This window comes from Streptomyces sp. NPDC049915 (assembly GCF_040656475.1).
Taxonomy (GTDB): Bacteria; Actinomycetota; Actinomycetes; order Streptomycetales; family Streptomycetaceae; genus Streptomyces.
The window spans coordinates 1-19,983 of the sequence record NZ_JBFAMH010000027.1 but is presented as its reverse complement, the minus strand read 5'-3'; the positions used below and the strand labels follow the sequence as shown (position 1 = coordinate 19,983).

At 74.4% G+C, this 19,983-nt stretch carries 16 protein-coding genes and 1 pseudogene; 13 read left to right on the top strand and 4 right to left on the bottom strand.

What is annotated here, in order from left to right:
- Window positions 1-38 precede the first annotated feature (38 nt).
- Both AB0J12_RS32305 and AB0J12_RS32300 read left to right on the top strand, forming a co-directional pair.
- Window positions 39-1,775 carry an ABC transporter ATP-binding protein gene (locus AB0J12_RS32305; protein WP_363268145.1) on the top strand — a complete coding sequence of 579 codons (1,737 nt, stop codon included), beginning with the start codon at window positions 39-41 and terminating at the stop codon, window positions 1,773-1,775.
- Entirely contained in the window at window positions 1,772-3,706 is a 1,935-nt protein-coding gene (locus AB0J12_RS32300; protein WP_363268144.1) for an ABC transporter ATP-binding protein, read from the top strand. Before AB0J12_RS32305 ends, AB0J12_RS32300 begins: the two co-directional genes overlap by 4 nt.
- Here the strand turns inward: AB0J12_RS32300 and AB0J12_RS32295 are convergent.
- Window positions 3,629-3,886, bottom strand: a pseudogene (locus tag AB0J12_RS32295) (LuxR C-terminal-related transcriptional regulator); the annotation flags it as partial. The gene AB0J12_RS32300 and the pseudogene AB0J12_RS32295 sit on opposite strands and share 78 nt — an antisense overlap.
- A gap of 684 nt (window positions 3,887-4,570) precedes the next feature.
- On the opposite strand from AB0J12_RS32295, the gene AB0J12_RS32290 reads away from it, so the two are divergent.
- Window positions 4,571-6,706 (top strand): SpoIIE family protein phosphatase, encoded by a 2,136-nt coding sequence (locus AB0J12_RS32290; RefSeq protein WP_363268143.1) that lies wholly within the window; start codon window positions 4,571-4,573, stop codon window positions 6,704-6,706.
- Window positions 6,707-6,837: 131 nt separating this feature from the next.
- Here the strand turns inward: AB0J12_RS32290 and AB0J12_RS32285 are convergent, their stop codons facing one another.
- On the bottom strand, window positions 6,838-8,286 hold the full coding sequence (locus AB0J12_RS32285; RefSeq protein ID WP_363268142.1) for a S1 family peptidase: 1,449 nt from the start codon (window positions 8,284-8,286) through the stop codon (window positions 6,838-6,840).
- Window positions 8,287-8,509: 223 nt separating this feature from the next.
- Between AB0J12_RS32285 and AB0J12_RS32280 the strand changes: the two genes are divergently transcribed.
- From AB0J12_RS32280 to AB0J12_RS32260, 5 genes are all read left to right on the top strand, one after another.
- Window positions 8,510-8,923: a PaaI family thioesterase gene (locus AB0J12_RS32280; RefSeq protein WP_363268141.1), complete on the top strand. Its 414-nt coding sequence runs from the start codon at window positions 8,510-8,512 to the stop codon at window positions 8,921-8,923.
- A 395-nt stretch (window positions 8,924-9,318) separates the two neighbouring features.
- Window positions 9,319-9,534, top strand: coding sequence for a type A2 lantipeptide (locus tag AB0J12_RS32275; protein WP_363268140.1), 216 nt, complete (start codon window positions 9,319-9,321; stop codon window positions 9,532-9,534).
- 94 nt (window positions 9,535-9,628) lie between these two features.
- Window positions 9,629-10,435, top strand: a complete 807-nt coding sequence (locus AB0J12_RS32270; RefSeq protein ID WP_363268139.1) for an HlyD family efflux transporter periplasmic adaptor subunit — start codon at window positions 9,629-9,631, stop codon at window positions 10,433-10,435.
- A complete protein-coding gene (locus AB0J12_RS32265) occupies window positions 10,432-12,657 on the top strand; it encodes an NHLP family bacteriocin export ABC transporter peptidase/permease/ATPase subunit (RefSeq protein ID WP_363268138.1) in 2,226 nt (741 codons plus the stop codon). The genes AB0J12_RS32270 and AB0J12_RS32265 overlap by 4 nt, the downstream gene beginning before the upstream one ends.
- Window position 12,658: 1 nt before the next feature.
- Window positions 12,659-15,511: an NHLP bacteriocin export ABC transporter permease/ATPase subunit gene (locus AB0J12_RS32260; RefSeq protein ID WP_363268137.1), complete on the top strand. Its 2,853-nt coding sequence runs from the start codon at window positions 12,659-12,661 to the stop codon at window positions 15,509-15,511.
- Between the two features lie 22 nt (window positions 15,512-15,533).
- Here the strand turns inward: AB0J12_RS32260 and AB0J12_RS32255 are convergent, their stop codons facing one another.
- The gene (locus AB0J12_RS32255) at window positions 15,534-16,061 is read right to left on the bottom strand and encodes an SRPBCC family protein (protein ID WP_363268136.1); all 528 of its coding nucleotides are present in this window, start codon (window positions 16,059-16,061) and stop codon (window positions 15,534-15,536) included.
- Between the two features lie 6 nt (window positions 16,062-16,067).
- Window positions 16,068-16,439, bottom strand: a complete 372-nt coding sequence (locus tag AB0J12_RS32250; protein ID WP_363268135.1) for a metalloregulator ArsR/SmtB family transcription factor — start codon at window positions 16,437-16,439, stop codon at window positions 16,068-16,070.
- Between the two features lie 92 nt (window positions 16,440-16,531).
- Here AB0J12_RS32250 and AB0J12_RS32245 point away from each other — a divergent pair, with 92 nt between their 5' ends.
- The 5 genes from AB0J12_RS32245 (at window position 16,532) to AB0J12_RS32225 (ending at window position 19,889) form a co-directional block, all read left to right on the top strand.
- Entirely contained in the window at window positions 16,532-17,542 is a 1,011-nt protein-coding gene (locus AB0J12_RS32245; protein ID WP_363268134.1) for a Ppx/GppA family phosphatase, read from the top strand.
- Window positions 17,539-17,742, top strand: a complete 204-nt coding sequence (locus AB0J12_RS32240) for a hypothetical protein (RefSeq protein ID WP_363268227.1) — start codon at window positions 17,539-17,541, stop codon at window positions 17,740-17,742. Before AB0J12_RS32245 ends, AB0J12_RS32240 begins: the two co-directional genes overlap by 4 nt.
- A gap of 187 nt (window positions 17,743-17,929) precedes the next feature.
- Window positions 17,930-18,955 (top strand): iron-containing redox enzyme family protein, encoded by a 1,026-nt coding sequence (locus AB0J12_RS32235; RefSeq protein WP_363268133.1) that lies wholly within the window; start codon window positions 17,930-17,932, stop codon window positions 18,953-18,955.
- A 21-nt stretch (window positions 18,956-18,976) separates the two neighbouring features.
- On the top strand, window positions 18,977-19,630 hold the full coding sequence (locus AB0J12_RS32230; RefSeq protein WP_363268131.1) for a HemK2/MTQ2 family protein methyltransferase: 654 nt from the start codon (window positions 18,977-18,979) through the stop codon (window positions 19,628-19,630).
- Window positions 19,611-19,889, top strand: a complete 279-nt coding sequence (locus tag AB0J12_RS32225; protein ID WP_363268130.1) for a CDGSH iron-sulfur domain-containing protein — start codon at window positions 19,611-19,613, stop codon at window positions 19,887-19,889. Before AB0J12_RS32230 ends, AB0J12_RS32225 begins: the two co-directional genes overlap by 20 nt.
- Window positions 19,890-19,983: the final 94 nt, after the last annotated feature.

Here is a 19,983-nt window from a genome sequence, read left to right as displayed (position 1 = left end):
CCACCCGGGGCCCTCACTCTTCTCCGGGAGCAGCCGGCATGTCACGTCCACACCAGCGAGGCGACGCGGTGACCCGCGAGAGCGGGGCACTGTTGCGCGACGCCGCCCGGCACAGCGCGGCCCGCCGCACGGCGCTGTCCGTGGCCTCCGTCGCGTCGGCCGGCGCCGGACTGCTGCTGCCCGCGGCACTGGGCCGGGCCCTGGACCTGCTGCTGGCGCACGAGCCCGCGACCCGCTGGGTGCTCCTGTGCACGGGCCTCGTACTGCTGACGACCGTGCTGGACGCGGCCGAGACCGTGCTCCACGGCACCGTCGACGCCCGCACCACGGCCTGGCTGCGCCGCCGCGCGACGGGCCATGTGCTCGCCCTCGGCCCCCGCGCCCAGGACCGCTTCCCGGCGGGTGAGCTGGTCGCCCGGCTGGTCGGCAACGCCACGGCGGCCGGAACGGCACCCGCCGCGCGCGCCGCGCTGCCGGCCGCGGTCGCGGTACCGGCCGGGGGTGTCGTCGCGCTGGCGGTGATCGACCCGTGGCTGGCGGTCGTCCTGCTCGCCGGGGCACCGCCGCTCTACCTGCTGCTGCGCGCCCTGGCCCGCGACACCTCCGCCTGCGTCGCCGACTACCAGCGGGTGCAGGGACGGATGGCGGCGACACTGGCCGAGGCCGTCGCCGGACGGCGCACCATCCGCGCGGCCGGGCTCCAGGAGCGGGAGACTGCCCGCATCCTGACGCCGCTGCCCGAACTGTCCCGCGCGGGCCACCGCATGTGGCGGGTGCAGGGCCGGGCCGCCGCGCAGGCGGTGGCGGTCGCACCCCTGCTGCAGCTGGCGGTGGTGGCGGTCGCGGGCCTGCTGCTGGCGCGGCACCGGCTCACCGCCGGGGAGCTGCTCGCGGCGTCCCGGTACGCGGTCCTCGCCACCGGTGTCGGCGCGCTCGTCGGCCGGCTCACCGCCGTGGCACGGGCCCGCGCGGCGGCCGGACGGCTGGGCGAGCTGCACGCCGTGCCCGCCCCGCGTCACGGTGGACGCCGGCTGCCGCGGGGCGGACCGGGACGGCTGGAGCTGCGCGGGGTGAGCGCGCGACGCGGCGAGCGCACGGTGCTCGACGGGGTCGACCTGGTCGTGCCCGGCGGGACCACCCTCGCTCTCGTCGGCCGCTCGGGAACGGGCAAGTCGCTGCTCGCCGCGCTCGCCGCACGGCTCGCCGACCCGGACGCCGGGGAGATCCTGCTGGACGGGGTGCCCCTGCGCGAGCTGTCCCACGAGGAGCTGCGGACCGCGGTGGCCTGCGCCTTCGACCGCCCGGTACTGCTGGGCACCACGGTGGAGGACGCGCTCGCCCTCGGCCTGCCGCACCCCTCACCCGCCCGTGTCCGGGAGGCGGCCCGTACCGCCCACGCCGACGACTTCGTGCGCCGCCTGCCCGCCGGGTACGCCACCGCCTGCGCCGACGCCCCGCGCTCCGGCGGCGAGTCCCAGCGCCTCGGCCTCGCACGGGCCTTCGCCCGGGGCGGACGGCTGCTCGTCCTGGACGACGCGCTGTCCAGCCTCGACACGGTCACCGAACACCGCATCACCGAGGCGCTGACCGCCCCCGGCACCCACGGCACCCGCCTGCTCGTCGCCCACCGCGCCGCCACGGCCGCCCGCGCGGACGCCGTGGCCTGGCTGGACGGCGGACGTGTCCGCGCGGTGGGGCCGCACACGACGCTGTGGCGGGACCCCGGCTACCGGGCGGTGTTCGCCGGCGCGGACCCGGCGGGGGTAGGGCGGTGAGCGGCCCGGAACGTACGGCCGCGGGCGTCGGGCTGTTCGCGCGGGGGACGCGCTTTCTGCACCGGCGGTGGCAGGTGCTGCTGCGGCTGGCCGGCTGGTCGGTGCTGGAGACCGGGCAGACCTTCCTGCTCGGGTACGCCCTCGCCCGCGCCCTGGACGACGGGTTCCTGGCCGGGCGGTCCGGGACGGGGCTGGTCTGGCTGGCGGTGGCCGGCGCGGGGGTGCTGATCGGCGCGTTGGGCACCGGGCGGGTGTACGGCGCCGTCGCCGCGCTGGTGGAACCGCTGCGGGACCGGCTGGTGACCCGGGTGGTGGCGCGCGGCGTGCGCGAGGCGGACGACGGGGCGCTGTCCGGGCTGACGCAGCAGGTGGAGATCGCCCGGGACACGTTCGCCGGGCTGGTGATGGTGGCGCGGTCGTTCGTGTTCACGTCCGTCGGCGCGGTCGCCGGGCTGCTCGCTCTCGCCCCGCCCCTGCTGCTCGTCGTGGGGCCGCCGCTGGCCGCCGGTGTGGCGCTGTTCGCGGTGACGCTGCGGCCGCTGGCACGGCGGCAGGAGGCCTACCTCGCCGCCGACGAGGCAGTCGCCGCCCGCCTCGGCGCCGTCTGTCCCGGGCTGCGGGACATCACGGCGTCCGGGGCGGAGGAACGGATCGCGGCGGACGTCGGGGCCGACGTCGACGCCGAACTGCGGGCCGCGCGGTCCCAGGCCCGCTTCTCCGTGCTGCGCACGGCGGCCCTCGCCGTCGGCGGTCATCTGCCGGCCGTGCTGCTGCCGGCCGCGGCGCCCTGGCTCCTGGACCGCGGTGTCACCCCGGGCGCCCTGGTCGGCGCCCTGGCCTACGTCACCCAGTCCCTGCTGCCCGCGCTGGGCACGCTCGTCCACGGCCTCGGCACGAGCGGCGCCCGGCTGACTGTGGTCCTGCGCCGGCTGGCACCGCAGACGGACGCCGGACGGCCGGTCGGTGCGGACGGGACGCACGGGGTGCGCGGGGCCGCGGGCCGCACCGGCGCGGCGGGCCCTGCGCCGGCTCCGGTGCCCGCACCTGCCCCGGCGCCCGCCGAACCCGCTCTGCGCCTGACCGGCGTGACCTTCTCGTACGGCCCCGGCGCGGCCCCGGTGATCGACGACCTGGACCTCACGCTCGTGCCCGGCGCCCACCTGGTCGTCGTCGGACCCAGCGGCATCGGGAAGTCGACGCTCACCGCGCTCGTCGCGGGGCTGCTGGAGCCCGTGCGCGGCGGCATCCGCGTCCACGGCGCGCCGGTGCCCTCGGCGCGGGCCGCCGCCCTGCGCGTGCTCGTCCCGCAGGAGGCGTACGTGCACAGCGGCACCCTCGGTGAGAACCTCGGCCTGCTGCGGCCGGATCCGGTGGCCGAGCCGGAGCTGCTCGCGGCGGCCGACGCGGTCGGGCTCACATCCCTGCTGGAGCGGCTCGGCGGTCCGGGTGCGCCGGTGGATCCGGCGGCGCTGTCGGCGGGCGAGCGGCAGCTGATCGCGCTGACCCGGGCCTATCTGTCGTACGCGCCGCTCGTGCTGCTGGACGAGGCGACCTGTCACCTGGACGCGCAGGCGGAGGAGCGCGCGGAGCGGGCCTTCGCGCAGCGCACGGGCGGGACGCTGGTCGTCGTCGCGCACCGCATCAGTTCGGCGCGGCGCGCCGACCGTGTGCTGGTGCTGGACGGCCCGCGCACGGCGTACGGCACGCACGGCGAGCTACCGGCCCGCTCACCGCTCTATCGCGAGCTGGTCGGCCACTGGGCCACTCCCTCAGACCCAGCCCTGGCCCTGGGAGATGCGGATGGCGTCGACGCGGTTGCGGGCGCCGGTCTTGCGGGTGATGGCCGCCATGTAGTTGCGCACCGTGCCGTGGGACAGGTGCAGGCTCCCGGCGATCTCGGCGACGGAGGCGCCACCGGCGGCCAGGGATAACACGCTCAGCTCACGGCGGGTCAGCGGCATCTCGGCGGCCTCGAGGAAGCCGAAGCCGAGCGAGTCGTCGACGAAACGTTCCCCCTGGGCGACACGCCGGATGCCCTCGACCAGGCGCTCGGGCGCGCCCTCCTTGCCGATGTAGCCGAGCGCCCCCGCCTCCCTGGCTCTTCTCAGCATCCCCGGCCGGTGCGCGTCGGCCAGCACCAGCAGCCGTGGCCCCGTCCCGTCGGCCGCGCCACGCCCGCACAGGTCGCCGAGCGGCGGGACGCCAGGTGCGTCGGAGCACTCAAGGTCCGCGGCGCACACGTCGGGCCGTACCGACCGCACCCGGCCCGGCGCGGCGCGCCATGAGGTGTCGTAGACGCGCAGGTCGTCCTCGCGGCGCAGCCAGTCCGCGAGGACGGACCGCACCAAAGACGCGTCATGGACCAGAAGTACCCGGATCACCGCTGTCCCTCTCCTCGTGCGCAGCAGTCATGGTGGTGAACGCGTGCCCCATTGTTGGCGTTCGTGACGTTCCCCGGTGGGGAAGATCCGGCCGACGCGGGGCGCGGGGGCGCACAGGCGCAGCCCGTGCACCGCCCCGCGCCTCGACTGCCCGGGCATGGTTGACCGCAAGGGGGGTAGTCGGCTCGGTCGCGTGGGCGCGGGGCGTCGGCAGCCGATCCCCCCGCGCGGCGGGCCGCCGCGACGACCGTGCCCTCGCCGTCGCGGCGGCTCGCGGGCTCTCGCCGTGCGCGGCTCGGTCCGGCAAGGCAGATTTGATCCCTGGGACCTCCCCGGGGCTTTCCGGCCTGCCCGCGGGGAATCCGTGCAACGTCGGGTCCGCGGCCCACGCGGGCGGGCGAGGAGGTGGTCGGCGTGAGCGACGGGCAGCCGCCCGGGCAGGCAGCGCCGGCCCACCGGGAGCCCGGCGGCGGGCCGCTGCTGTCGCTGGCCCTGACGGCGATGCTGGAGGACGTGGGGGCGCACTCGGGCGCGGTGTACCTGCGGGTTCCCGACGAGCCGGTGCTGGAGATGGCCGTGATGGTCGGGATGCCCCGGGCGTTCGCCGCCCCGTGGGAGCGGGTGGGGCTGAGCGCCCCGATCCCGGTCGCGGAGGCGGCCCGCGAGCGGCGCCCGGTCTGGGTGGGCGGCGAGGAGGAGATGGCCCGCCGCTACCCCCGCATCTCGGTGGTGCTCCCCTACCCCTTCGGGCTGGCCGCGCTGCCGGTGGCCACCGACTCCACGGTGTACGGGGCGGTGTTCGTCACCTGGCCCGGCGGGCGTCCGGCCGAGCCGCAGGAGGACGACCTGCGGCGGCTGGCCCAGGCCTGCGACCGTCTCGCACGGCAGCTGGAGCGGGCCGCCACCGAGGGCCGGCCGCTGCGGCCCGAACCCGACCTGCTCGCCACGCCGCCCCCGGAGGGCCTGACCGGCTCGCTCGGCTCGGCCGAGGCGGCCAGGATGGTGGCGCGGCTGCCGTACGGGCTGTGCTCGCTGGATCTGAACGGCCATGTCTCCTTCGCCAACGCGGCGGCGGCCGAGCTGCTGGGGGTCGACGTCGCCACGCTGCTCGGCAACCAGCCGTGGGCCACGCTGCCCTGGCTGCGCGATCCGATGTACGAGGACCGCTACCGGGCCGCGCTGATCAGCCAGCAGGTCACGTCGTTCGTGGCGATGCGCCCACCCGGCACCTGGCTGTCGTTCCGCCTGTATCCGAGCACGACCGGGCTGAGCGTGCGCATCTCCCGGGCCCGGGCGGTGTCGGAGCTGTACCGGGCCGGTCCGCAGCCCGGGGACGCCCCGTCCCGGCTGGTGACCATCTCGCAGGTGCTGAGCCTGGCCGGCGCGCTGACCGAGGCGGTGGGCGTGCAGGACGTGGTGGAGCTGGTGGCACAGGAGCTGGGCCCGGCCATCGGGAGCCGGGCCGTGGTGCTGCTCGGCTCGCGGGCCGGCCGGCTGCACGTGCTGGGACATCGCGGCTACCCGGACGCGCACATCGTGGAGCGGTTCGACGGCACCCCGCTGACCGAGCCGACGCCCGGTGTGCAGGCCCTCACCAGCGGGGTGCCGGGGTTCTTCGCCTCGCAGCCGGAGCTGGAGCGGCTGTACCCGTCCCGCCATGCCACCCCTGACGGCTTCGCGGCCTGGGCGTACCTGCCGCTCATCGCCTCCGGCCGGCCGGTCGGCACCTGCGTCCTCGCCTACGCCGAGCCGCATCCCTTCCCGGCCGACGAGCGGGCAGTGCTGACGAGTCTGGGAGGGCTGATCGCGCAGGCCCTGGAACGTGCCCTGCTGTACGACGTCAAGCACCAGCTGGCGCAGGGGCTGCAGGAGGCGCTGCTGCCGCACTCGCTGCCGCGGCTGCCCGGCATCGACGCCGCCGCCCGCTACCTTCCCGCGACCCGCGGGATGGACATCGGCGGCGACTTCTACGATCTGGTGCCCTCCCCGCCGCTGGCGGCGGCGGTCATCGGCGACGTGCAGGGGCACAACGTGACGGCGGCGGGGCTGATGGGGCAGATCCGCACGGCGGTGCGGGCGTACACGACCGTCGGGCACAGCCCGGGTGAGGTCATGAGCGCCACCAACCGGCTGCTGATCGAGCTCGGCTCCGAGCTGTTCGCGTCCTGCCTGTATCTGCGGCTCGACCCGGGGCATGGGCGCGCGGTGATGGCGCGGGCCGGGCATCCGCCGCCGCTGCTGCGCCGGCCGGACGGGCGGGTGAAGGTGCTCGACCGGGCGGGCGGTCCGCTGCTGGGCATCGACATGGCCGCCGCGTACGCGACGACCGAGGTCGGACTGGCGCCGGGCGCGTTGCTCCTGCTGTACACCGACGGGCTGATCGAGTCCCCGGGCACCGACATCGGGGACGCGCTGGCCGAGCTGTCCGAGCGGCTCGCCGACTGCGGGGACGTGCCCCTGGACGAACTCGCCGACGGTCTCGTCGCGCAGTACGCGGCCGGGGAGGAGCGGATCGACGACGTGGCGCTGATGCTGCTCCGGGCGCGGTGAGATGGCGGCGGGGACCCGGGGGTGTGCGGCGCTGTGAGCGGTCCGGCCCTCCCACCGGAGGGCCGGACCGTCTCCCCTGCCGGCCGGGAACCGCGGGTGAGGCCGGTCAGGGGGTTTGGGGTGGGGCGAGGTCAGTTGCTCCCGGTGAGCGCGGAGCCGTCCGACGCGCCGGAACCTTCCTGGGCACCGGAGCCGACGCCCGAGGCGGAACCGTCGCCCGCGCCGGAGCCATCCTGAGCGCCGGAACCGTCGCCCGTGCCGGAGCCGTCCTGAGCGCCGGAGCCGTCGCCCGTGCCGGAGGCGTCCTGAGCGCCGGAACCGTCGCCCGTGCCGCTGCCGGACTGGTCACCGCCCGCCTGCTGGTTACCGCCCGTCTGCTGGTCACCGCCCGCTTGCTGGTCACCGCCCGTCTGCTGATCGCCCGCGCCCTGGCCCGCGCCGCCGGTTCCGGCAGCGGAACCGCCGCCCGCGCCCAGCGTCGCTCCCGTCGCCTGCAGTGCCGTCGTGACCGGCTGGAAGAACGTCTCCCCGCCGGAGGTGCAGTCGCCGCTGCCGCCGGAGGTGAGCCCGACCGCGAGGCCGTCCTGGGTGAACAGGGAGCCGCCGCTGTCGCCGGGTTCGGCGCACACGTTCGTCTGGATGAGCCCGGTGACCGTGCCCTCGGGGTAGTTGACGGTGGCGTCGAGGCCGAGGACCTGCCCGTCGTGCAGTCCCGTCGTACTGCCCATCCGGAAGACCTGCTGTCCGACGGTCGCGTCCGCGGCCTGGCTGATCTGCACGGTCTGCCCGCCGCCGACGTTCACCTCGCTCGGCGCCTGCGTGTTCGGGTCGTCGTACTTCACGATGGAGAAGTCGCCGTTGCCGGGGAAGACGGCCTGGTCGACGGTGGCGATCGGCTGTCCGTTCTGGGCGTCGGACCACTGCTTGGCGGCGACCCCGCAGTGACCGGCCGTCAGGAAGGCGGGCGAGCCGTCGGACGCCGTGACGTTGAAGCCGAGGGAGCAGCGCGCCCCGCCGCCGAAGATGGCGTCGCCGCCGGAGACGAAGGTCTTGAAGGTGCCGGCGGACTTCTGCACGGTGGCCATGCCGGGGCCCAGGCTCCGCACGGTCGCCTGGAGCCGGTCCCACCGCGCGCCGGTGACGGTGCGGTCGGCGGTGACCCGGAGTTTGTTCGTGCGCGGGTCGATCGCCCAGGCGGTGCCGGGTATGGAGGCCTGCGCCTTCAGCGTGTGGGCGCCCGACTCGAGGGCGGCCAGGCTGTGGGCGACCTCGCGGACGGCCGCGCCCGCCTTCTTGGCCTGCGCGACGACGTTGTCGTTGTCGCCGGGGACGACGTTGACGACGAGTTGGCGCTTGCCCGCGTCGTAGTAGGAGCCGGCGAAGGAGTCGCCCAGCAGTCCGGAGAGCTGCGCGGCCAGGCCCTGGGCGTCGGCCGCCTTGAGCGTGCGGGGGGCCGGCGTGCTCGAGGCGCCGTCCTGTGAGGCGTTGGCCTGGGGCAGCAGGATCGCCGCCGCGCCGAGCGCCGCCACACCGCCTGCCGCCATGGCTGCCTTGCGCTTCGGGATTCGCTTGTGACTCAACCTTCTCGCCCTCCTGGGGGGTTGTGGGGGTCGGGGCCCTGTCAGCGGCGCCTGGATGGCCGTTGGTACGCAGGAGGCGGGCCAGGCGTTCAACGCGGTGCGTCAACTCACGTGGCGCGGAGGGTGATTCGGTCGCGGGGTGAATGGCGATTCGGCCGCAGGGTGGACGGCGGTTCGGCCAGGACACGGGCGTGGCGCGCGCCGCCTGGGAACAATCCCCTGCATGACGATGACCACCGCGGAAGCGGACAAGATCCTGGCCGGCAACTTCGCGCCCTGGGTGCTGGAGCTGGGGCTGTCGGTGCAGGAGATCGAGGCGGGCCGGGCGGTGCTGCGGCTGCCCTGGTCGGACCGGCTGGCCCGGGAGGGCGGGGCGCTGTCGGGGCAGGCGCTGATGGCGGCCGCCGACACGGCGACCGTGCTCGCCGTGTCGGCGGCGCGCGGCGGCTACGTCCCGATGACGACCGTGCAGCAGTCGACGTCCTTCCAGCGCGCCGTGACGGGGGCGGATGTCCTGATCACGGCGGTGCTCACCAAGCTGGGCCGCCGGATGGCCTTCGCGGACGTCTCCCTCGTCGATGCGGAGTCGGGCGAGCTGGCCGCGCACGCGACCACGGTGTACGCGCTGCTCGGCTGACACGATCGGTATCGGTCCGGCGACGGTCGGTTGCGGACACGTAACGGAATATCTGCTTCAGGGAATCTGCACATCGAATGCTCAACCAGGCCACCGGGCGCGGCAGATCTGCACAACCGCACGGCGCCCGGTTTTCGTTTGCGTCATGTGTCCGATTCGGCCGGCGGGCGGCAAGCGGAGGTGTGCGACGAAGCGGAGCACGGTGTGAAGAAGTCGCCGACGCGGCGTGCGCACGCCTGCACCTTTGGGTCGGCGAGCGGCACAAGTGCCCAGGTGAGAGCGATGGTTGATTGGAATCGCGCGGTCACCGCGTGCTTTTATCCAACGCACCGCAGGGATCCCCCGTGGCCCCCGGTACCCCCTTGTGAAATACCCATACGAAGGGAAGTTCCATCATGAACTCCACCCCCCAGGTTGAGACCGTCGAGATCTCCGACGCCGAGCTCGACAACGTCTCCGGCGGTCTGTCCGTCAACGCCCTGAACACCGTCACCGGTGCCGTCAACGGCGTTGCCCCGGTCGCCGGCCTGGTGGACACGGCCGTCGGCACCGTCGAGGGTGTCACCGGCCTGAACGTCGCCCCGGTCACCAACCTGGTCGCCGGTCTCTGATCGCACCCTTTGTGCCCCCCGGGTCCCGGAAGCCGCCCCCCGGCTCCGGGACCCACGGGTGTGCCCGGGGTCTCCGTTCCCGATGTAGGTGACCGTGCAGTTCCGCCAACAGGCCCTCACCAAGCTCCAGTCGCCGGAGGAGCTCGATCTTCCGGTGCGTCTCGCCCGCCCGCAGGGCTGGCTCGTGCTGTCGGTGACGGTGGTCGCGATCGTGGCCGCCTCGGTGTGGGCGGTGACCGGATCCGTGGCCTCCACGGTCAGCGCGGCGGCCGTTCTCACGCACGGAGAGGGCAGTTACGTCCTGCAGAGCCCGGTCGCGGGACAGGTGACGGCGGTCCTCGCCGAGGAGGGCGCGCGGCTGCCCGCCGACGCTCCGGTGCTGAAGGTCCGTACGGCCGAGGGCGAGACCACGGTCCGCACGGTCGCGGCGGGCCGGATCACGGCGCTCGCCGCCACCATCGGGCAGATCATCTCCACCGGCGCGAACGTCGCGGCCGTGGAGAAGGTCGCCCACGCCGGCGACCCGCTCTACGCGACCGTGTACGTCCCGGCGGAGAACGCCTCCACCATCCCCGCGCACGCCGCCGTTGACCTCACCGTGCAGACGGTGCCGGCCCAGCAGTACGGCGTACTGCGCGGCCATGTGAAGTCCGTGGACCGCACCGCCCAGTCGGCGCAGGCCATCGGCGCGTTCCTCGGGGACAGCCAGCTCGGCGAGCAGTTCACGAAGAAGGGCCGCCCGGTCGCCGTCACGGTCGAGCTGGACACGTCGTCACGCACGAAGAGCGGCTACCGCTGGTCCTCCGCGGACGGGCCGCCGTACCCCCTGACCTCCATGACCCTGGCCACGGGTTCGATCCACCTGGCCGATCAGCGTCCCGTCGATTGGCTGCTGCCGTGACCACCGCCGCACCCGAGACCCGGGGCCGCCGCCGCGCCGCCCCGCCCAAGCGGTCCGTGCCGAAGCCGCGCAGGAAGACCGTGCGCACCCCGACCGTGCTGCAGATGGAGGCCGTGGAGTGCGGCGCCGCCTCCCTGGCGATGGTGCTCGGCCACCACGGCCGGCACGTCCCGCTGGAGGAGCTGCGCATCGCCTGCGGCGTCTCCCGCGACGGCTCGCGCGCCTCCAACCTGCTGAAGGCCGCGCGCAGTTACGGCCTGACCGCCAAGGGCATGCAGATGGACCTGGCGGCACTCGCCGAGGTCAAGGCACCCGCGATCCTGTTCTGGGAGTTCAACCACTACGTCGTCTACGACGGGATGGGCCGCCGCTTCGGCCGCCGCGGCGTGTTCGTCAACGACCCCGCCAAGGGCCGCCGGTTCGTGACCCTGGAGGACTTCGACGGCAGCTTCACCGGTGTGGTGCTGGTGATGGAGCCGGGCGAGAACTTCAGCACCGGCGGTCGCAGGCCCGGCGTGTGGGGCGCGATGCCCGCCCGGCTGACGGGCACCGCGGGCACCCTGCCGGCCGCGGTACTGGCGAGCCTGCTGCTGGTGCTGGTGGGCGCCGCGGTCCCGGCGCTGAGCCGCACCTATATCGACATGTTCCTGATCGGCGGTCAGACCTCGCTGCTGGGCGTGCTGTTCACGTCCATGGCGGCGTGCGTCGCGCTCACGGTCGCACTGACCTGGCTGCAGCAGGCGAACCTGCACCACGGCCGGATCATCTCCTCGACGCTCTCCAGCGCCCGCTTCCTGCGGCATCTGCTGCGGCTGCCGGTGACCTTCTTCTCCCAGCGCAGCCCGGCCGACCTGGTGCAGCGGCTGCAGTCCAACGACCAGGTCGCCGAGACCCTGTCCCGTGATCTGGCGGCGGCGGGCGTGGACGCGGTGGTCGTCGTGCTCTACGCGCTCCTGCTGTACACCTACGACCCGCAGCTGACGGTCGTCGGCATCGGCGTCGCCCTGCTGAACGTCGTCGCCATGCGGGTGGTCATCCGGCTGCGGGCGACGCGCACGGCGAAGCTGCGCGCGGACAGCGCCCGGCTGACGAACACCGCCTACACCGGCTTGCAGCTGATCGAGACGATGAAGGCGACCGGTGGCGAGGACGGCTACTTCCGCAAGTGGGCCGGGCAGCACGCCACCACGCTGGAGGAGCAGCAGCGGCTCGGCGTGCCGAGCGCCTGGCTGGGCGTGGTCGCGCCGACGCTCGCCACGCTGAACAGCGCGCTGATCCTGTGGATCGGCGGCATGCGGGCCATCGAGGGGCACATCTCGGTCGGTCTGCTGGTCGCCTTCCAGGCGCTGGTGACCCGGTTCACCGCTCCCCTGACCCGGCTGAACGGCGTCGCGGGGCGCATCCAGGACTTCGCCGCGGACGTGGCCCGGCTGAAGGACGTGGAGAACTTCCGGGCCGATCCGCTGTACGACCGCAAGAGCGGGGCGGACGCCACACGCCGGCTGCACGGCCATGTCGAGCTGCAGAACATCACCTTCGGCTACAGCCCGCTCGACAAGCCGCTGCTGACCGGCTTCGACCTGACCGTGGGCCCCGGCCGGCAGGTGGCCCTGGTGGGCGGCTCGGGCAGCGGCAAGTCGACGGTGTCCCGGCTGATCGCGGGCCTGTACACACCGTGGGAGGGCGTGATCCGCATCGACGGTCAGCGCCTGGAGGACATCCCGCGGGGCGCGCTCGCGGCCTCGGTGTCCTTCGTCGACCAGGACGTGTTCCTCTTCGAGGGAACCGTCCGCGACAACGTGGCGCTGTGGGACCCGTCGATCCCCGACGACGCCGTGCTGGAGGCGCTGCGCGACGCCGCCCTGTACGACGTGGTGATGCGCCGGCCCGGCGGCATCCACAGCCGCGTGGAGCAGGACGGCCGCAACTTCTCCGGCGGGCAGCGCCAGCGGCTGGAGATCGCGCGGGCCCTGGTGCGCCGCCCGAGCATCCTCGTCCTGGACGAGGTCACCAGCGCCCTGGACGCGGAGACCGAGCAGATCGTGATGGACAATCTGCGCCGCCGCGGCTGCGCCTGCGTGGTGATCGCGCACCGGCTGAGCACGGTGCGCGACAGCGACGAGATCGTCGTGCTCCAGCACGGCCAGATCGTGGAGCGCGGGCGGCACGAGGAGCTGGTGGCACGCGGCGGCGCGTACGCGGCGCTGGTCAGGGAGCGGTGAGATGACGGCCGTACACGAAGGCGACCCGGTACTCGGCGCGTTCGGGCAGCTGGGCACGCCGCTGCACTGCGCGGGCCTGGGCCGGCTGGACCTGGAAGGTCCGCAGACGCTGTGGCTGGTCGCGGCCGGGGCGCTGGACCTGTTCGCGGTGGACGCCGCCCAGCAGGGCCACTGGCACCACCTGGGCCGGCTGGAGGCGGGCTCGCTGCTGCTCGGCCCGGTCGCAGGTCCCCAGCACACGCTCGTCGCCCGCCCGGTGCGCGACTGCGTCGTGCACCGCATCGCGCTGCGCGAGCTGTACCAGCCCGCGCAGACGCAGACCTGGTCCTACGACGAGTACGGCAACCCCCAGTACGTGCCGCCGACGACGAGCCCGCTGGAGTACGCCCTCGCGCTCGGCGTGGGCCGCGGTCTGTCGATCCTGTTCCAGGCGCCGATGGCCGACGAACGCCCGGCGGAGGGTGGGGGCGCCCCCGTGCGAGCGTATTCGAGCATGGGGGAGGACGACGACGTGTTCTGGATGCAGGTGCCGCCCGGCAGCGTCCAGTACGGCTCCCTGTACGGCCAGGAGGCGGCCGCCGATCTGCTGATGGACCCGGCGGTGTGGCAGGGCATGGTCGATCAGCAGTACCGGCTGCTGGCCACCCTGGACCGCTGGATCGAGCAGCTGGAGCGCACCCACGAGACCCGCACGGCCGCCGGCATCAAGGCCGGTGAGGCGGTGCGCGCCCAGGCCGACCGGACGCTGCTCGCCTCCATCGGGCGCGCCTCGGCCAAGCGCACCACGTCCGCCGACGCGGACGCCACCTACGCGGCGTGCAAGCTGGTCGCCGAGGCCGCCGGGATCACGCTGACCGCACCGCCGCAGTCCGGCACCGGTGACGACCGCCTCGACCCGGTCGAGCGGGTCGCGCTCGCCTCGCGGCTGCGCACGCGCGCGGTACGCCTGCACGGCCGCTGGTGGCGGGAGAACGCGGGCCCGCTGGTCGGTCACCGGGCGCTGTCCGGTGCGCCGGTGGCGCTGCTGTGGCGGCGCGGCGGCTATGTCGCCGTCCACCCGTCGACCGGACGGGAGACACCGGTGGAGAAGGCGAACGCCGGGGAGTTCGAGCCGCGCGCGGTGATGTTCTACCGGCCGCTGCCCGAGAAGGGACTCGGACCGCTGGGGCTGATGCGGTTCACACTGCGCGGCACCCGCTCGGACCTGACGTGGCTGCTGCTGGCCGGGCTGGTGACGGTGGCGATCGGCGCGCTGGTGCCGGTGGCGACGGGCCGGGTGCTCGGCGAGTACGTGCCGCGGGCGCAGTCCGGGCCGATCGTGCAGGTGTGCCTGGCGGTGATGGTCTCCAGTGTGGTGGCGGCGGCGTTCATGCTGCTGCAGAACCTCACCATCCTGCGGTTGGAGGGACGCATCGAGGCCACGCTGCAACCGGCCGTGTGGGACAGGCTGCTGCGGCTGCCGACGACGTTCTTCGCACAGCGCTCCACGGGCGAGCTGGCGAGCGCGGCGATGGGCGTCAGCGCGATGCGCCGGCTGCTGGCGGGCGTCGGCCCGTCGGTGGCGCAGTCGGTCACCATCGGCGCGATGAACCTGGGACTGCTGCTGTGGTACAGCGTGCCCATGGCCATGGCGGCGATCGGCATGCTGGTGGTGATCGCGGGCGTGTTCACGGCGCTGGGGCTGTGGCAGGTGCGCTGGCAGCGCAAGCTGGTGGTGCTCTCCAACAAGCTGAACAACCAGGCCTTCCAGACCTTGCGCGGACTGCCGAAGCTACGGGTGGCGGCGGCCGAGAACTACGCGTACGCGGCGTGGGCGTCTCAGTTCGCGCGCAGCCGTGAACTGCAGCAGCGGCTCGGGCGCATCAAGAATCTCAACTCGGTGCTGGGCGCGGTGTATCTGCCCCTGTGCTCGCTGGTGATGTTCATGCTGCTGGCCGGCCCGGCGCGCGGCGCGCTGTCGGCGGCCGACTTCCTGACCTTCAACACGTCGGTGACGATGCTGCTGACCTCGGTCACCCAGCTGACCGGCGCGTTCGTCTCCGCGGTGGCCGCGCTGCCGCTGTTCGAGGAGATCAGGCCGGTGCTTCAGGCCGCGCCGGAGGTGGCCGCGGCGAGCACCCGGCCGGGCCCGCTGTCCGGGGCGATCGAGGCGCGCCGGCTGTCGTTCCGCTACTCCGACGACGGGCCGCTCGTCCTGGACGACGTGTCGTTCGAGGTGCGCCCGGGCGAGTTCGTGGCGGTCGTCGGCCCGAGCGGCTGCGGCAAGTCGACCCTGCTGCGCCTGCTCATCGGCTTCGACAAGCCGGTCTCGGGGAGCGTCCTGTACGACGGGCAGGACCTGGCCGCCCTCGACCAGTCCGCGGTACGGCGGCAGTGCGGGGTGGTGCTGCAGCACGCGCAGCCGTTCACCGGCTCGATCCTTGACGTCATCTGCGGCACCGAGCCGTACACGCCGGAGGAGGCGATGGCGGCGGCCGAGTTGGCGGGGCTCGCGGAGGACATCCAGCGGATGCCGATGGGCCTGCACACCATCGTCGCCGGCAACGGGGCGATCTCCGGCGGGCAGCGGCAGCGGCTGATGATCGCGCAGGCGCTGATCAGGCGCCCGCGGATCCTGTTCTTCGACGAGGCGACCAGCGCCCTGGACAACGAGACGCAGCGCACGGTGATCGAGTCGACGAAGGCGCTGAACGCGACCCGGATCGTGATCGCTCACCGTCTGTCGACGGTGCTGGACGCGGACCGCGTGATCGTGATGGAGAACGGCAGGGTTGCCCAGCAGGGGCCGCCCGCGCAGCTGCTCGCCGACACGGGAGGGCGGCTGCACGAGCTGGTGCGGCGTCAGATGGCGTGACGCTTTCCTGCGGCGCTGCGGGTCAGTCCAGGCCGGGTACGGGGGCGCCGGAGGGGACGCCCGCGTCGATGTAGGCGGCGTAGAGCGCCTTCCAGTCGGCGGTGGGACCGGCGTGCGGGCCCTGGAGGCGTTCGCCGCGCGCGGCGGCGTCGAGTGCGGCGAGGCACACCTCCCAGCCGGCGCCGTTGCGGGCGGCGGTGTCCGGTGCGGCGAGGACGTCGGTGAGGGTGAAGAGGGTGCGTCCCCCGGTGAGTTCCTCCAGGTCGAAGTGGAGTTCGTCGTCGCCCCAGGAGAAGGACAGGTGCCGCGGGGGGTCGACCGCGATGACCCGGCCGGTGGACTCCGGCATGTTCGGGTCGCCGCGGAAGGTGACGGTGCCGCCGGGGCGCAGGTCGAACGCGGCGCGGGCGGGGAACCACCGGGCGAGTTCGTCCGGGTCGGTGACGAAACGCCAGACGCGGTCCACGGGGTGGTCGTAGGTGCGGCTGAAGCGGACGGCGGGGCGGCCGTCGTCGAGGATGAGGTACGTACCGGTGAGGTCGGCGGCCATGGCGGATCAGTCCTTCGGGGTGGGGGGCGGCCGAAGCTCGGGGGCCCCGGTGTTCCCGGACGCGTCCGGCGCGCCGTCGAGGTGGCGGCCGAGGGCGTCCAGGCTCGTGTTCCACAGCCTGCGGTAGGGGGCGAGCCAGGCGTCCAGCGCGGCGATCGGGGCCGGGTCGAGGGCGTAGACGCGGCGCTGCGCGTCCTGCCGTACCCGGACCAGACCGGCCTGTCTGAGCACCTTCAGGTGCTTGGAGGTGCTGGGCTGGCTCAGTCCGCGGGCCTCGACGATCTCGCCGACGGACCGGGGCCGCTCCAGAAGCAGCGCGACGATGGCGCGCCGGTGCGGGTCGGCGAGGGCGGTCCACAACGAGATGCCGTCGGACATAAACTCCAATATGCCTCCACGGTTATATGCCGGTCAAGGAATGGGCCGATGCGTTCCGGCATGATCCCGCCGCGCTGGGTACCCGCCACGCCATGCGGATGAGTGTGGTGGACGTCGGATCGAACACGGTCCGGCTGGTGGTGGCGGACGCGGAAGGCGGGGTGCCGCTGCCGGTGCACACCGCCAAATGGCGACTCAGGCTGGGGCAACGGGTCAGACCCGGGAACCCGATCCCCGAGGAGGACGTGGAGCAGCTCGCCGAGGCGGTCGCCGGGGCGGGCCGGACGGCGGCGAAGTGGGGCGCGGCGGGGCCGCTGGCGTTCGCGACCGCGGTCGTGAGCGCCGCGCCGAACCGGGGCGAGGTCCTGCGCGAGGTGCGGGCCCGCACGGGTGTGGAGCTGTGCACGCTGCCGGGTGAGCTGGAGGCCGAGCTGACGTTTCTCGCGGCGCGGCGCTGGATGGGCTGGCGGTCGGGACCGCTGGCGCTGCTGGACATCGGCGGCGGGTCGCTCGAGGTCGCCTTCGGGCGCGGCCGGCTGCCGGACTTCGTGGCGTCGCTGCCGCTGGGCGCGGCGCGGCTGACCCATGAGTTCCTCGAGGGCGGCCAGGATCCGCCGGCGCCGGAACAGCTGAAGGCGCTGCGCCGCCGGGTACGCCACCAACTGCGGGACGTGGCGGCGCGGATCCGCTGGGAGGGCCCGCGCACTGCGGCCGCCACGTCGCGCACGTTCCAGCAGCTGGGGCGGCTGTGCGGGGCGGCGCCCGGACGGCACGGGCCGTTCGTGGAACGGGAACTGCGCCGCGCGGACCTGCGCCGGGCCGCCGCCCGGCTGGCCGAGCTGCCGGCCGCGGAACGGGCCGCGCTGCCCGGCATCTCCGCGCCGCGCTCCGCCCAGAGCCTCGCCGGTGCGGTGGTCGGGCACACGGCGATGAAGCTGACCGGACTGCGAGCGGTCGTGGTCTGTCCGTGGGCGATCCGCGAGGGCGTGATGCTGCGGCATATCGAGGACGGTCCGTCCTGGTGGGCGGAGATCTGCCGTCGGGCCGAGGGCGCGGCACCGCCCGGCCCGGTGCCGCTGCGGATCGCGACGGTGACGAAGTGAACGGTGAGAGCGAGGAGAACCACGACATGGCCGAGGACACCAACCGCCGCCCCGAGACCGCCCTGGGCGAGGTCCTGCGCGAGGTGGAGGACGCCGAGAAGCGCGTCACGCACGACGAGCGGGACGAGCGGCGCCGGGGCGAGGCCGGGGAGGCCATCACGCCCAACGTCCACGCCGAGGAGGAGTCGCAGGGCGACTGAACGCGCGGGCGGGCCGCACGGCGGGGGCACGCCGTGCGGCCGCCGTGCGGCCCGTCGTCCCGAGCCGGGACCCGTATCCGTTTCCGGGCCCCGGCTCGCGTGTGCGCGGGCGCGCGTGGCACCCCGGCCGGGGTGGGCCGGCCGGGGTGCCACGCGTGTCTTCAGCGGGCCCGGGTACCCAGGCGGCATGGCACATGATCTCCGAGGACCTCGGCTGCCGTCGGCCCGTGGCCCCCTGTCCGGGGCCGTACTGGACCATCTGCGCGGCACCGGTCCGCTGCCCGCCGCCCCCACGGTGGCCGGCGCGGACCCGTACGGCGACGACCTGCAGCTCGCTCTGTACCTGTGCTACGAGCTGCACTACCGGGGCTTCGCCGGGGTGCCCGACGACCGGGAGTGGGACCCCGGCCTGCTGCGCACCCGGGCCGCGCTGGAGCACCGCTTCCTGGCGGCGCTGCGCGCGGACACACCGGTGCACGACAGCGTCGAGGAGGCCGTCGGCGACCTGCTGGTGGAACCGGCCGACGGCACCGGCGTCAGCCACCACCTGTGCGAGAAGGGCGAGCTGTGGCAGCTGCGCGAGTACGCGGCGCACCGCTCCCTGTACCACCTGAAGGAGGCCGACCCGCACGCCTGGGTGCTGCCCCGGCTGACGGGGCGGGCCAAGGCGGCGATGGCGGCCGTGGAGTTCGACGAGTTCGGCGGCGGCCGGGCCGACCGGGTGCACGCCCGCCTGTTCGCCGACCTGATGACGGACCTCGGCCTGGACACCACGTACGGCCGCTACCTGGACGCGGCCTGCGCTCAGATGCTGGCCGTCGTGAACCTGATGTCGCTCTTCGGCCTGCACCGCGAACTGCGCGGCGCCCTGGTGGGCCACTTCGCCGACGTGGAGATCACCTCCTCCCCCGGCTCCCGGCGGCTCGCGGAGGCGATGCGCCGCGCGGGCGCGGGCCCGGCCGCCGTGTTCTTCTACGACGAGCACGTGGAGGCGGACGCCGTGCACGAGCAGATCGTCCGCCACGAGGTGATCGACGGCCTGCTCGCGGACGAACCGCACCTCGCGCCCGACGTGGTCTTCGGCATCGACGCCACCGAATACCTCGAGGGCCGCCTCGCCGACCGCCTGCTGGACGCCTGGCGTACGGGCGCCTCCTCCCTGCGGACGCCCCTGGACGCCCCGACCGCCACAGAAGTCCCTCATATTTCCTGATCGAGGGGGAACTCGACGCCCGTGACTCCTCTGGTGCTCCCGGGCGTGTACGCCCCTCAGGACGACACCCGGCTCCTGGCCGGGGCGCTGTGTGACGAGCCGCTCCCTCGGGGCGCGGCCGTGCTGGACGTGGGAACCGGCAGTGGCGCGCTGGCCCTGGAGGCCGCCCGCCTCGGTATGCGGGTGACAGCCGTCGACGTGTCGCGGCGGGCGGTGTGGAGCGCTCGGCTGAACGCCTGGCGGTCCGGTCTGCGGCTGCGCATCCGGCGCGGAAACCTGTTCGAGCCGGTGCGCGGGCAGTCTTTCGACCTCATCGTGGCCAACCCGCCCTACGTTCCGGCCCCCGAGGGCCCCCGGACGCCGCGCGGGGCGGCCCGCGCCTGGGACGCGGGAGGCGACGGCAGGCTGCTGCTGGACCGGATCTGCCGCGAGGCGCCCGGCCTGCTGCGCCCCGGCGGGATCCTGCTGATCGTCCACTCCGCGCTGAGCGACCCGGAACAGACCCTGACCTGTCTGCGTGCGGCCGGGCTGAAGGCGTCGGTGACCCGGCGCCACCGGATCGGCTTCGGACCGGTGCTGCGCGAGCGGCAGGGCTGGCTGCGGGCGCGGGGGCTGTTGTCCGCCGAGGACACGAGCGAGGAACTGGTGGTGGTCCGTGCCGAACTCCCCGTCTGAACCGCCCCGCAGGATCAAGGTCCAGCGCCCCGGCCCGCTGCTGGTGGAGGGCCCGGTGGAGGTGGAGCTGGAGGACGGCACCACCGTCTCCTCCGACCGCTTCCGTGTCGCGCTGTGCACCTGCCGGCGCAGCCGCCGCTACCCGTGGTGCGACACGAGCCATCGCAGGACGGCGAAGCCGGACGCCCCGGCCCGCGACGGCGGCCGCGGGACGAACCCGACCCAGGGCCGCACGGACCCGGCCCGCCGGGACGACTGACCCGGTCGCACAAGCAGAAGCAGAGCCGGCCCGCCCGGGGGGGCGGGGGGGCGGGGCGGGGGGCCCCCCCCAGATGGCCGGGGGGGGGCGGCGG